This is a genomic window from Actinocrinis sp. (genome assembly GCF_035650855.1).
Classification (GTDB): domain Bacteria; phylum Actinomycetota; class Actinomycetes; order Streptomycetales; family Catenulisporaceae; genus Actinocrinis.
On sequence record NZ_DASRGV010000085.1, the window covers coordinates 17,595 to 30,048 of the forward strand.

9 protein-coding genes, 4 tRNA genes and 1 pseudogene are annotated in these 12,454 nt (G+C 67.7%); 4 read left to right on the top strand and 10 right to left on the bottom strand.

Going from position 1 to position 12,454, the window contains the following annotated elements:
* Nucleotides 1-108: 108 nt before the first annotated feature.
* On the top strand, nucleotides 109-1,191 hold the full coding sequence (gene purM / locus VFB40_RS06895; RefSeq protein ID WP_324848458.1) for a phosphoribosylformylglycinamidine cyclo-ligase: 1,083 nt from the start codon (nucleotides 109-111) through the stop codon (nucleotides 1,189-1,191).
* Nucleotides 1,192-1,360: 169 nt separating this feature from the next.
* Here the strand turns inward: purM and VFB40_RS06900 are convergent, their stop codons facing one another.
* The gene (locus VFB40_RS06900; protein ID WP_324848459.1) at nucleotides 1,361-1,633 is read right to left on the bottom strand and encodes a DUF3073 domain-containing protein; all 273 of its coding nucleotides are present in this window, start codon (nucleotides 1,631-1,633) and stop codon (nucleotides 1,361-1,363) included.
* A gap of 403 nt (nucleotides 1,634-2,036) precedes the next feature.
* Nucleotides 2,037-3,104 (bottom strand): Glu/Leu/Phe/Val family dehydrogenase, encoded by a 1,068-nt coding sequence (locus VFB40_RS06905; protein ID WP_349261371.1) that lies wholly within the window; start codon nucleotides 3,102-3,104, stop codon nucleotides 2,037-2,039.
* A 501-nt stretch (nucleotides 3,105-3,605) separates the two neighbouring features.
* On the opposite strand from VFB40_RS06905, the gene bldC reads away from it, so the two are divergent.
* Nucleotides 3,606-3,812, top strand: coding sequence for a developmental transcriptional regulator BldC (bldC, locus tag VFB40_RS06910; protein ID WP_324839035.1), 207 nt, complete (start codon nucleotides 3,606-3,608; stop codon nucleotides 3,810-3,812).
* Nucleotides 3,813-3,938: 126 nt separating this feature from the next.
* Here the strand turns inward: bldC and hrpA are convergent, their stop codons facing one another.
* Both hrpA and VFB40_RS06920 read right to left on the bottom strand, forming a co-directional pair.
* Nucleotides 3,939-7,946, bottom strand: coding sequence for an ATP-dependent RNA helicase HrpA (hrpA, locus tag VFB40_RS06915; protein WP_324848461.1), 4,008 nt, complete (start codon nucleotides 7,944-7,946; stop codon nucleotides 3,939-3,941).
* 102 nt (nucleotides 7,947-8,048) lie between these two features.
* The gene (locus tag VFB40_RS06920; RefSeq protein ID WP_324839033.1) at nucleotides 8,049-8,405 is read right to left on the bottom strand and encodes a hypothetical protein; all 357 of its coding nucleotides are present in this window, start codon (nucleotides 8,403-8,405) and stop codon (nucleotides 8,049-8,051) included.
* Between the two features lie 354 nt (nucleotides 8,406-8,759).
* Here VFB40_RS06920 and VFB40_RS06925 point away from each other — a divergent pair, with 354 nt between their 5' ends.
* Nucleotides 8,760-9,605 carry a hypothetical protein gene (locus VFB40_RS06925; RefSeq protein WP_324848462.1) on the top strand — a complete coding sequence of 282 codons (846 nt, stop codon included), beginning with the start codon at nucleotides 8,760-8,762 and terminating at the stop codon, nucleotides 9,603-9,605.
* A gap of 71 nt (nucleotides 9,606-9,676) precedes the next feature.
* Here VFB40_RS06925 and VFB40_RS06930 read toward each other — a convergent pair whose 3' ends face one another.
* The 4 genes from VFB40_RS06930 to VFB40_RS06945 all read right to left on the bottom strand — a co-directional run bounded on the left by VFB40_RS06930 (nucleotide 9,677) and on the right by VFB40_RS06945 (nucleotide 11,035).
* On the bottom strand, nucleotides 9,677-10,507 hold the full coding sequence (locus tag VFB40_RS06930; RefSeq protein WP_324848463.1) for a 2OG-Fe(II) oxygenase family protein: 831 nt from the start codon (nucleotides 10,505-10,507) through the stop codon (nucleotides 9,677-9,679).
* Nucleotides 10,508-10,685: 178 nt separating this feature from the next.
* Nucleotides 10,686-10,759, bottom strand: a tRNA-Phe gene (locus VFB40_RS06935).
* A 53-nt stretch (nucleotides 10,760-10,812) separates the two neighbouring features.
* Nucleotides 10,813-10,887 (bottom strand) — tRNA-Asp (locus VFB40_RS06940).
* 75 nt (nucleotides 10,888-10,962) lie between these two features.
* Nucleotides 10,963-11,035 (bottom strand) — tRNA-Glu (locus VFB40_RS06945).
* Nucleotides 11,036-11,404: 369 nt separating this feature from the next.
* On the opposite strand from VFB40_RS06945, the gene VFB40_RS06950 reads away from it, so the two are divergent.
* A tRNA-Lys gene (locus VFB40_RS06950) sits at nucleotides 11,405-11,476 on the top strand.
* A 223-nt stretch (nucleotides 11,477-11,699) separates the two neighbouring features.
* On the opposite strand, the gene VFB40_RS06955 is transcribed toward VFB40_RS06950, so the two are convergent.
* Together VFB40_RS06955 and VFB40_RS06960 are read right to left on the bottom strand one after the other, a co-directional pair.
* Nucleotides 11,700-12,215 carry a tyrosine-type recombinase/integrase gene (locus tag VFB40_RS06955; RefSeq protein ID WP_324848464.1) on the bottom strand — a complete coding sequence of 172 codons (516 nt, stop codon included), beginning with the start codon at nucleotides 12,213-12,215 and terminating at the stop codon, nucleotides 11,700-11,702.
* Nucleotides 12,128-12,454 (bottom strand): annotated as a pseudogene (locus VFB40_RS06960) (hypothetical protein); the annotation flags it as partial. The pseudogene VFB40_RS06960 and the gene VFB40_RS06955, both read right to left, overlap by 88 nt.

Sequence of the window (12,454 nt, forward strand, 5' to 3'; positions counted from 1 at the left end):
TCGGCCCGCCCGACGCTCACCGACCGCTCACCGACCCACCCATCCGCGGCTCGCGCCGCCCGCCCCCTGACCGTGACCGCGCCGTTCGCGGCCGACGAAGGAACCACCGTGACCGACAACCCCCGTCCCGGCGGCGCCACCTACGCGGCGGCCGGCGTCGACATCGAGGCCGGCGACCGCGCGGTCGAGCTGATGAAGCAGTGGGTCGCCAAGGCCACCCGGCCCGAGGTGCTCGGCGGGCTCGGCGGCTTCGCCGGCCTGTTCGACGCCTCGAAGCTCACGACCTACCGGCGGCCGCTGCTGGCCACCTCCACCGACGGCGTCGGCACCAAGGTGGCCATCGCGCAGCGGATGGACGTTCACCACACCATCGGCTTCGACCTGGTCGGCATGGTCGTGGACGACCTGGTGGTGTGCGGCGCCGAGCCGCTGTTCATGACCGACTACGTGGCCACCGGCAAGGTCGTGCCCGAGCGGATCGCGGCGATCGTGCGCGGTATCGCGGAGGCGTGTGTGCAGGCGGGCTGTGCACTCGTCGGCGGAGAGACCGCCGAGCATCCCGGTCTGCTCGACCCCGATGAGTACGACGTCGCGGGCGCTGCCACGGGCGTCGTCGAGGCGGACGCGCTGCTCGGCCCGGAGCGCATCCGGGAGGGCGACGCGGTGATCGCGCTGGCCTCCTCGGGGCTGCACTCGAACGGGTACTCCCTGGTCCGGCACGTGCTGCTGAACCAGGCCGGCTGGTCGCTGGACCGCCAGGTGCCCGAGTTCGGCCGGGCCCTCGGCGAGGAACTGCTGGAGCCGACCAGGATCTATGCGCTGACCTGCCTGGAACTCGCCCGGCGGGTCGAAGTGCACGCCTACGCGCACATCACCGGCGGCGGCTTGGCCGCGAACCTGGCCCGGGTGATCCCGGCCGGTCTGCACGCCCGGCTCGACCGCTCGACCTGGCGCCCGGCCCCGGTATTCGAGCTGGTCGGCGCGGTCGGGCAGATGGCCGGCGAGGAACTGGAGCGCACCTTGAACATGGGCGTCGGCATGGTGGCAGTCGTGCCAGCAGACACGGCGGAGGCGACGCTGGCAGCGCTACGGGATCTGGAACAGCACGCTTGGTTGCTCGGCGTAATCGAGCGGGGCGGTAGCGTCGAAGCCCCGGGAAGCGCTGCCCTGAACGGCGACTACGCGAGCTGACCCCGCCTCAGATCGGTCCCCAGTGTGACCGATCTAGTGTGTGACCGATCTAACGCACGCGGATCGGTCCAGCTCGGTCCAGCAGGACGGCACCCGGAATGGTGCCTAGAAGCGCGGGTTCTGAGCAAAAAGCAGGCGCTCGACTCGAGTCGAGCGCCTTGAAGGTCGACTAACCGGCGCGATGACGGCTGCCGTTGCTCCCCTGAGGCCGGTAAGGACTCTCGTCCTCCTCGTCCTCTTCTGCTTCCTCGTCGTCGTCTTCGTCGTCCTGTCCCGTCCAGGTCGCGTAGCGCTCGTCGAGGTCGTGGTCCTCGGCGCCGTTCCTTCGCGAATCCCCGACGCCCAGTTCAGACCGCAGACGCTCAAGATCCGTCGCACCGCCGCTGTACTTCAGCTGGCGGGCGACCCTAGTCTGCTTGGCCTTGGCCCGGCCGCGCCCCATTGGCTCGACCCCCTCAACGACGGGGCGCTCTCGGCCCCGGGTCTCGACACATGATCAATGACAGCAGTCACTTCTGCGACCGGCGCCTCGGTGGGGATCGCGGGACCGGTCACAAAGTCAAAGGTACCTGGTTCCCCGCCGGATCGGTACGCCACGCGAGCCGCGATTTGAATCAGCGGGGAAGGGACACCTCGCACGAGGATACAGTGCGGCGGCGTACCAGGTCGATTTGGCACACGGACGCGGCGGCGTCCGACAACGTCCCGCGAAGCCGTGGCGGCGCCGGATCCGAGGATCGCCCGGTCCGGCGCCGCGCACGAACGGTGCCTCGGCGGTCACACAGCGGTCATCAAGCCTCGGCCGAGTGGGCCGTGACCCGATGCACGCAAACCGCCCGTTCCGGCTAGCTGCGGCGGGCGTGTGCCGCTTCCGGCAGGAGGATTCCGCGCAGTCGCGACACGTTCCGCATCCGGTTCTCGGCGAGCCGGTCGGCGGCCGCGGCCGGCGGCACGCCCTCTTCACCCGAAAGCTTCAGGATGTTCAGCATCGTGTCGAAGATCCCCTCGGCCCGCTTGCGCGCGCGTTCGAAGGAGAAGCCGCCGCGGTGCAGGTGCGCGGCCTCGTCGCCGACCTGGATCACGCCGCCGGCGTTGACCAGGTAGTCCGGGGCGTACAGCACCCCGCGGTCCGCGAGCGCCTTGTCGATGCCGGGGTGCGCCAGCTGGTTGTTCGCGGCCCCGCAGACGATCGACGCGGACAGTGCGGCGACCGTCTCGTCGTCCAGCGCCCCGCCGAGCGCGCACGGCGCGTAGACGTCGATACCGGCCTTGATCAGCTCGTCGGTGGATTCGACGACCTTGACGTCGGGGTGGTTGCGGCGGACCCAGTCGAGCGCGGCCGCGTTCACGTCGGTGACCGTGATCCGCGCCCCGTCCTCGAGCAGGTGGGCGATCAGATGCCGGCCGACCTTGCCCACCCCGGCGATTCCGACCCTGCGGTCCGCCAGCGTCGGCTCGTTCCAGGTGGCCTGGGCGCAGGCGCGCATGCCCTGGAAGACGCCGAACGCGGTCAGGATCGACGAGTCGCCGGCCCCGCCGTTCTCCGGCGAGCGGCCGGTCACGAAGTCGCACTCGCGGGCGACCAGGTCCATGTCCGGGACGTAGGTGCCAACGTCGCAGGCGGTGTAGTAGCGGCCGCCGAGGGACTGCACGAAACGGCCGTAGGCGCGCAGCAGCGCCTCGTTCTTGTCGGTGGCCGGGTTGCCGATGATCACCGCCTTGCCGCCGCCGAGGTCCAGGCCGGCCAGGGCGTTCTTGTAGGCCATGCCGCGGGCAAGGTTCAGCACGTCGGCCAGGGCTTCGGCCTCGTTCGGGTACGGGTAGAAGCGGGTTCCGCCGAGGGCCGGGCCGAGCGCGGTCGAGTGGATCGCGATGATCGCGCGCAGCCCGCTGGGTTCGTCGTGGCAGTACACGACCTGCTCGGGGCCGTCGGTCTGGAAGGGTGAGGGGGAAGGCGTGGTTACCGGGGCGCTTGTGGCGACGGTGTTGGTCACTGCTCGGGACTCCTTTTCGAGTGCGCAGTCAAGCCTGCGCCCAGCGTAGAGCCGCTCGAGCCGTTCGGTGCGCACCGGGGCTTCCCCCAGGCCGTGCGGATCCATATCCTGTCATGACTTGTCCGGTTCGGGGCTGGGGATTCGCACGGGAGTACTGCGCGTGACGACCCGTCACCGTGTCGCTACTGTCCGCAAATGACAGGCTCGGGTGTTTCGGCGAAGTTGTGGGTCCTGTGTATCGATTTCATAGACTTCGCCGCCAAACCGCTCCGGATGGTGTAGTTCTAGTTCTTGAACGACAAGACGTTCGTCCGATCACCGACACGCCCAAAAGCGGACAGCACGGGCATGACGGGCCATCGGGGAGGATCCAACCGAATCGGGGCGCGGAGCGTCCCGTTCACTTGGAGGAGGCCGTTCATGACCGCGCGTACGCCTGAGGCGGAGCCGCTGCTGACCCCGGCTGAGGTCGCGACGATGTTCCGGGTGGACCCGAAGACGGTGACCCGCTGGGCGAAGGCCGGCAAGCTCACCTCGATCCGCACGCTCGGCGGGCACCGCCGTTACCGTGAGGCCGAGGTTCGGGCGCTGCTGGCCGGCATCCCGGCGCAGCGCACCGAGGGCTGAAAGCCGCTACGGGAGCACCGGCAACACACGGGAAAGACAAAGCCGGTCCGCGCGGAAGACACCGCGCGGGCCGGTTTCGCGCTCCCAGGACCGCTGGAGCCAGCAGTGGCGAAGCGTCGGGGATCGTCAGGAGCTCAGCGCCTTGCGTACACGCTTCTCCGAGATCGGGTAGGCCGTCCCCAACTGCTGTGCGAACAGGCTTACCCGCAGCTCCTCAAGCATCCAGCGTGCCTGGAGCAGCTGTGCGTCGGGACGGCGTCCGCGCGGTACCCGGGCCAGCGCCGCCTCGTACTCCTCCTCGAGTTGCTGCATCTTCGCCACATTGGCCTGATCGCGGTATGGATCGTCGGCCATCTTGTCCAGCCGATAGCTAAGGGCGCGCAGGTAGCGCGGTAGCTGAGCCAGCTGCTCGTAACCGGTCTGCGAGATGAACCCGGGCCGAATCAGGCGGGCCAGCTGACCGCGCGCGTCGTTGAGCGACGGAAGCAACGACAGGCTCGCCGCGCCGCGCAACCGCCGGTCCAGCTCGTGCGACGCGGCCAGGATCTGCGCCGCGAGCTTCACCACGCTCTCCGCGGTCTCGGCCAGCTCCGCGCGCACCTTGTCGCGCAGCTGTGCGAAGCCCTCGGCGTCCCAGGCCGGTCCGCCGTGTCGATCGATCAGATAATCGGCCGCACACGCCACGCAGTCCTCGAACAGCTTCGGCACCGGCCCATACGGGTTCGTGCCCAGCGCCAGCTTCTCCCGGTTGTCCAGCACCGCGAGCATCGAGCGGGTCGGCGAGACCACGTTCAGCAGCAGCAGCCGGCGCGTGCCCAGCCGCATCGCCGCTTCCTGCTCCTCGGCGGTGTCCAGCAGCTTGATGCCGACCGAGCCGCCCTCGTCCACCAGCGCCGGATAGGCCTTCATCGCGACGCCGTGCCGCCGCTCCTCGAAGGTGCGCGAGAGAGCGCCGAAGTCCCAGGTCCGCAGGCCGGTGCGCTCCAGGTCGTCGGCCGCGGCCGAGATCGACTCGCGCACCTTCGCCTTCAGCCGCAGCTTGAGCGCTTCCAGGTCCTTGTCCTCGGCCAGCTTCTTCCCGCGCTCGTCGACGACCCGGAAGGTCATCTTCAGGTGCTCCGGCACCCGGTCCAGGTCCCAGTCCGAGCGCTCGAGACCCGGCGCGCCCATCCGGCGCATCTCCCGTTCGAGGCCGTCCAGCAGCGAGCCCTCGCGCGCCGGCAGCCGCTCCAGCAGCGCCTTGGCGTAGTTGGGCGCGGGCACGAAGCTGCGCCGGATCGGCTTGGGCAGCGAGCGGATCAGCTCGGTGACCAGTTCCTCGCGCAGGCCCGGGATCTGCCAGTCGAAGCCGGCCGGCTCGACCTGGTTGAGCACGGCGAGCGGGATGTGCACGGTGACGCCGTCCGCGTCCGCGCCGGGCTCGAACTGGTAGGTCAGCTTGAACCGCAGCCGGCCCTGCCGCCAGACGTCCGGGTAGTCCTCCTCGAGCACCGCCCCGGCGCTCTCGTTGACCAGCATCGCCCGGTCGAAGTCCAGCAGCTCGGGCTTCTCCCGCTTGGTCTGTTTCCACCAGCGGTCGAAGTGCGCGGCCGAGACCACGTCCTTGCCCACCCGCTGGTCGTAGAAGGCGAAGATGATGTCGTCGTGCACGGCGATGTCGCGCCGCCGGGCTCGGTTCTCCAGCTCCTCGACCTCTTCGAGCAGCCTGCGGTTGCGCGCGAAGAACTCGTGGTGCGTGCGCCACTCGCCCTGCACGAGCGCGTGCCGGATGAACAGCTCGCGGCTCAGCTCCGGGTCGATGCGACCGTAGTTGACGCGGCGCTGGGCGACGATCGGCAGCCCGTACAGGGTGACCTTCTCGTAGGCGAGCACCGCGCCCTGATCCCGCGACCAGTGCGGCTCGCTGTAGCTGCGCTTGACCAGGTGGGCGGCCAGGTCCTCGGCCCACTCCGGCTCGATGCGTGCGGCGATGCGCGCCCACAGCCGCGAGGTCTCGACGAGCTCCGCCGCCATCAGCCAACGCGGCGACTTCTTGAACAGCGACGAGCCGGGAAAGACAGCGAACCGTGCGTTACGCGCCCCGACGTACTCCCGCTTCTCTGGCTCGTACGTCCCGATGTGCGATAGCAACCCACTCAGTACGGCCTTGTGTACCAGCTCCGCGTCCGCGGCCGCTGAGTTCGCCGTCGCCCCGAGGTCCTTGGCCACCTGTCGCAGCTGTGAATGCAGGTCCTGCCATTCGCGCACGCGCAGGTAGTGCAGGAACTCGTTCTTGCAGAGCTTGCGGAACTGGTTGGAGGAAAGCTCGCGCTGCTTCTCGCGCAGGTAGTCCCACAGCCGCAGGTAGGTCAGGAAGTCGGACTGCTGTTCCTTATCCACGAAGCGGGCGTGCGACTGTGTCGCAGCCTGCTGCTTGTCGGCCGGCCGCTCCCGCGGATCCTGAATCGAGAGCGCCGCCGCAATGACCAGCACCTCGTTAACGCACCCGGTGCTCGCGGCCTCGATGACCATACGCGCCAGTCGCGGGTCCACGGGCAGCCGGGCCAGCTTGCGACCGACGTCGGTGAGCTTCGGTTGCCCGCCAGGCTCAGGCGCCTCGATCGCTCCGAGCTCGTGCAGCAGATCCATCCCGTCCCGCACATTGCGGCGATCCGGCGCCTCCACGAACGGGAAGGCCGCGATGTCCCCCAGCCCGATCGAGGTCATCTGCAAGATCACCGACGCCAGGTTCGTGCGCAGGATCTCCGGCTCGGTGAACTGCGGACGCCCCGCGAAGTCCGCCTCCGAATAAAGCCTGATACACACGCCATCCGAGGTACGTCCGCACCGCCCCGCGCGCTGGTTCGCAGACGCCTGCGAGACCGGCTCGATCGGGAGCCGCTGCACCTTGAGTCGATGGCTGTAGCGCGAGATGCGCGCCGTACCCGGGTCGATGACGTACTTGATCCCCGGTACTGTCAGCGACGTCTCCGCCACGTTCGTCGCCAGCACGATCCGCCGGCCCGCGTGCGGCTGGAAGACGCGGTGCTGCTCGGCGGTCGAGAGGCGCGCGTACAGCGGCAGCACCTCGGTGTTGCGCAGGTTCATCCGCCCCAGCGCATCGGCGGTGTCCCGGATCTCCCGCTCCCCGCTGAGGAAGACCAGCACGTCCCCCGGCGCCTCGCGCTCAAGCTCCTCGACCGCGTCGCAGATCGCCTGGATCTGGTCCCGGTCCGTGTCGCCGTCCGGATCCTCGAGGTCCACGATCGGCCGGTAGCGCACCTCGACGGGGTACGTCCGGCCCGACACCTCGACGATCGGCGCTTTTACCGCCTGCCCTTGCTCCTGCCCTTGCTTCACCGTCGCGAAGTGCTCCGCAAACCGCTCCGGATCGATCGTCGCCGAGGTGATGATCACCTTGAGGTCGGGCCGCCGGGGCAGCAGCTGCTTCAGATACCCGAGGATGAAGTCAATGTTCAGACTTCGCTCGTGCGCCTCGTCGATGATGAGCGTGTCGTACTGCAGCAGGTCGCGGTCGTGTTGCAGCTCGGCCAGCAGGATGCCGTCCGTCATCAGCTTGACGTTGGTCTGGTCGCTGCTGTGGTCCGTGAACCGGACCTTGTACCCGACCGCCGTGCCCAGCGTCGTCTTGAGCTCCTCGGCGATCCGCTCGGCGACGGTGCGTGCCGCCAGCCGCCGGGGCTGGGTGTGGCCGATGACGCCGCGTACGCCGCGCCCCAGTTCAAGGCAGATCTTCGGCAGCTGGGTGGTCTTGCCGGATCCGGTCTCCCCCGCGATGATCACCACCTGGTGGTCCCGGATCGCGGCCAGGATCTCGTCCTTCTTCTGGCTGACCGGCAGCTGCTCCGGATAGCTGACCGCCGGCACGTTCGCCCGCCGCGCCTCGACCCGCGCCGCGGCCGCGTCGATCTGCTCCGTGATCTGCGCCCGAATCCCGGCTATCGCCTCGGGCCGTCGCGCCTTGCGTGCCCCGTCCAGGCGGCGGCGCAGCCGTGCCTCGTCCCGCAGCGAGACCTCGCCGAGCCGCGCGCGCAGGTCGTCGAGTGCCGTCGAAGCGTTTGGGCGTGTACTCGAAGCAGCACCGTCTGCGCCTACATCAGCGACGGAGGAGGGGAGGGAACGCGCGCTTGCCATAACCCGTCAAGCATAGGTGCCCAAAACGGAAACGACCTTGGATTAACGGCCGGGCCGCAATCCAAGGTCGTCGTGCGGGCGTGTGCCCTGGTCCCGCCTGCCTTACGGCATGTTGCTGCCGTTGCAGGCGTTGTACTCGCCCGCGTCCGGCCCGTCGAAGAAGCCGGTCAGCACGTCGCCCGGGCCGGTCCAGTACCACGGCGCGATGCACGAGTCGTCCAGCACGCCGGCGATCTCGCCGGGCTTGTGCTCGTGCACGGACTGCGCGTTGCACGCGGTGTAGTAGGTGTCGTGGGTCAGGACGTTGAGGGGGCCGTCCCAGTGCCACGGGGCCACGCACGCGCCCTCGCCGACGGTGATCAGCGGCCCGTCGTCGTCGGCCATCGCCGGAGCAGAGGCCATCAGCGGGGTGGCGAGCGCGACCCCGGTGATCGTCGCGAACGCGAACAGCTTGCGCATGGGGGTTCCTCCAGAATGAACGGTGTGAACGGGCCCGGTCCCCGCGATTCGGAAGACGCGACCGGACCCGCACTGAGCAACCGCCGAGGCGTCGCCACGTCACGCAATGCAACCCATGTGTACTAACAAGTCTGACTAGCACTAAAGAGTCTGAGACAGACACCAGCACACTGCGAGCAGCGGAAACCGCGCCGGACCCTATCGCGCACTCCTCACCCGCCTGGGGCAATGCCCACCGTCGAGCAGGCACGCGCAGAGCACTGATCCGAGGTCGTGCCCCGCACCCCGAATATGGGTACGAAAACAAGGGGGGAGGCCGCAGGGTTCGGCTCCCGCACCGTGAAGAGGAGCGGAATGGATCGTGGAAAGCTCAGAAGATCGAAGGCGTGGACGCTCGGCATCGGCGTGATCCTCTCCACGGTGCTCGGCGCCTTCTTCTATTTCAGGACCGACCTGAACACGGCGATCGCCACGTTCGCCGGCCTCAGCGGAACCACGATCACTCTTCAGGTGGAATCGCTGCTGCGCGAGCGTGAGGAACAAGAGCACGTGACCCGGCAGCAGCGGATGTTCGAGCAAATGGAGGCGATCGCCTGGATGCCGGGCCTGCTGGACCACGCCATAGGCGCATACACCTTCGTGGAAAAGGTCTACGGCGAGACGATGGCGGTCGATCTCGCCCGAAAGGCCTTCGAGGATTGCCGCATACGCCTGGAAGAGCTCCAGCGCGGACACTATGTCACCCCGGACGCGGATGAGTCGCCGAATTCCCCCGTCCACGCTCTCACCGAGCAGCTGCGGGAGAGTCTTTTGGCCACGAGTTCCGGCGACGACATTGCCTGGTGGCTCTCTCCCAGCCTCAGCCGCAACTATTGGCGGCTCAACGTGGAGGCGTTGAAGCGGGGCGTGACCATCAAGCGCATCTTCATTTACCGGGACTGGACCGGCCCGCTCGACGTCGTCGCCATGGCGCAGCACCAGGCGGGCGTGCAGGTGCTCCGGGTCCCGGAACACCAGCTGCCGCCGATCCTGCGCCTCAACATGGTCATCTGGGACGAGAGGTGCGGCCTCGAACCCCGGCACAACGCGGCCGGGGAGTGGATCGCCAGCAGCTTCACGTTCGCCGCCCGGGACCTGGCCCTGCTCATCGACAGGTTCCGTCTGATCGAGTCGTTCGCGGAGCGCTGGCCGGTTCCCTGAGGCCAGGCCAGGTCTGGCTAGGTCTGGCTAGGTCTGGTCAGGGCACGGTAGGCCGGCCCGGCTCGGTCGCGTTACTGCAGGAAATCCTCGGCGAGCCCGAACATCTGCGGATTGTTGATCACCAGCGACCTGACATCGCAGTCCCGGTTCGTGTCGTTGACGGTGAACGGGTGAATGGTGTCATCGGTATCCGGACAGACGAAAAACATGAACGACTTGCGCTCCGTGTATCCGAAGTTCCGCGCCTGGTGGTAGAAGGGCTGGATTTCGCCCCCGGTCATGCAGGTGAGGACGCTGCCCGGCATGATCAGCGCCTCATCCGGGGCGAGTTTGAAAGCCTTGACGTCGCCGTCGACGAAGCCTTCGAGGCCCTCCGTGCTCGCCCAGATGATGGTGAACAGGACGCCGTCTTCATGCTTATGCACCAGCAGCTGCTCTTTGGTATGCATCCCGAACGAGTTGATCTGCACGACCGACGCCTGCTCAAAAGGCAACGCGTGCGAGTAGTTGTAATGCGCGCGCAGACCCTCGAGCACGGTATGCGTGATTTCGGCGACAGACCGCCGATAATTTTCTAGCGCGTCAAGGAATGGTGCAATCTGTTCGTGTGACGGAATAGCTTCTCTTCGATGCGGCCAGTACAAAAAAGATTCGCTCAGGTCCGGCCGATCCGGTGATCCCGAGTGCGAGCTCATCAGCGGCCTGTAGCCGTTGCTGAGATTTGAAATGAGATGTCGGGATTTCACCGAAACGTCTTGAAGGAAGAATTCGGTCGACAGCGTATACAACTCGCGTACGCTTCTGCTTCCGGCGGCATCCAGGCGGCAGACTGCGAATCCCTCGTCGAGGAGCTTGCGGGCAAGATCGCCGGCTTGATTCGCGATCGGACGCGATGGGGTCATGGGCGGGAATTCTAGCGTGACGAACCGTCAGATCGTGTCGCCCACGGTTGTCGAGCGCTCAAGAAGTACCACGGAACGTATGAACCGCCAGATCACCGGTGGTTTTCCTCCCGCCCAGCCCTACTCACCAAAGTAGCCCAAGCGATTGACGCTCGGGCTACTCGTGTCGTTCGGATTGTGGCCAGGGGCGGGGTCGAACCGCCGACCTACCGCTTTTCAGGCGGTCGCTCGTACCAACTGAGCTACCTGGCCCCGGATGCCGACGGGCGCCACGGAGATGATCCGCAACGCCCGGCTGCTCCGAGCGGTCCTGACGGGATTCGAACCCGCGACCTTCACCTTGACAGGGTGACGAGCACTCCTAGCTGCTCCACAGGACCTTGCTTGTTCGGCCCGGCGATCCTAGCATGCCGCTCGTGGCTGCCATGACCGTCCGTCCCAACCGTTTCCGGTCGTAGCCCCAACGGGATTCGAACCCGCGCCGCCGCCTTGAAAGGGCGGTGTCCTAGGCCGCTAGACGATGGGGCCGAGCCCTCTTACGAGGCCCGGTTTCCCCCGGACGTCCGTCCGTTGGGGACCTGTAGAGCATACGGGACAGGTGCCAGCCTCGGCAAAACGATTGCACGACCGGGATCGGGCGCGTTCACCGAGCGAGTCGCCAGGCGAGTCACGCGATCAGTGCCGAATCCAGCACGCACCCACCGCACCCAAGCTTGGCTTGCTTGCCTGTGTTGCTGGCCAACCGCAGCTGCCACCGCCCACCGCATACGGTCTTCCGCCGCGGCCGCCGCACCCCGCTACCCACGCTACGACGCCCGACGTCACATCGGCGACGTTGCCACGCCGGCCGCAACTCGTTACCCAACGGCCCTGGGAGTTGGCTACGCTTGGCGCCAAGGGGCGCTAGCTCAATGGCAGAGTAGCGGACTTTTAATCCGTAGGTTGTGGGTTCGAGTCCCACGCGCCCCACTCCCTGACCTGCGCGTTCCCGTCGCCGAGTGAGTCAGTGCCCGCCGATGGGGCACGGATGGGACTCCGCTGGGCCCCGTGATCCCGCGATCGGGCGCGTTTCACGTCGATTTTCGGCCTCGACGAGGCTCTTGGTTTGCTTGGATCACGCCGGCTTGTTTTCGGCGCAGCTTCGCGGCGCCCGTGTCGAGTCGCGTGTTCGGTTCTCGGGCGGTGTGCCGTGTTAGGCGGCTACCACCGCCCTTCCGGTCGCTGACCGCTCCGCGCGGGACCGGGCCTGGGATGCAGTGGCGGGCCGGGTGTCGATGGGAGCGCCATTGATTGTGCCGCCGGATGATGCGGCAGCCGGTGACGCCCCGGAAGTTGAGCGTGGTGGCCGGATGCTTACGCGGGCGGGGGTTGCGCGGTGGCGTGGCTTCTTGCTGCCGGGTGCGCGTCGTCCGGCTTTGGCGATGAGTTTGGTGGTGGCTTCGGCGGCTTTGAGCGCGAGGGGTGGGAGGACGCTGATGTAGGTGTCGGCGGTCAGGACGATGGAGGAGTGGCCGAGTTGGTCGGAGACGACCTTCAGGTCCGCTCCGGCCTGCAGCGCGAGGCTGGCCGCGGTGTGCCTGAGGTCGTGCCGCCGGATCGGCGGCAGGTCGGCCTGCTTGATCAGCTTCTTGAGGGCGTAGTAGAGGTATTCGGGGTGCAGCGGTTGGCCTCGTCGATTGGTGAAGACATAGCCTGGTCGTCGGTCCACACCACCGCCTTGGGGCGGCGGCCGCGGGGCAGGCCGATCTCGGTGGCCGGGTTCCTGCCGATCAGGCCCTGGCGGCGGGCCGCGTTCAGGGCGGCGCGCAGGGTGGTGTTGACGCGTTGGATCGTGGCCGCGGACAACGGGGCGCGATCACGGGATCGCTTGCGTTTGGCCAGTGTGCGATAGAAGGTCACCAGGTCGTGCACGTTCAGCTCGGTCAGCGGGATCAGGCCGAGGCCGGG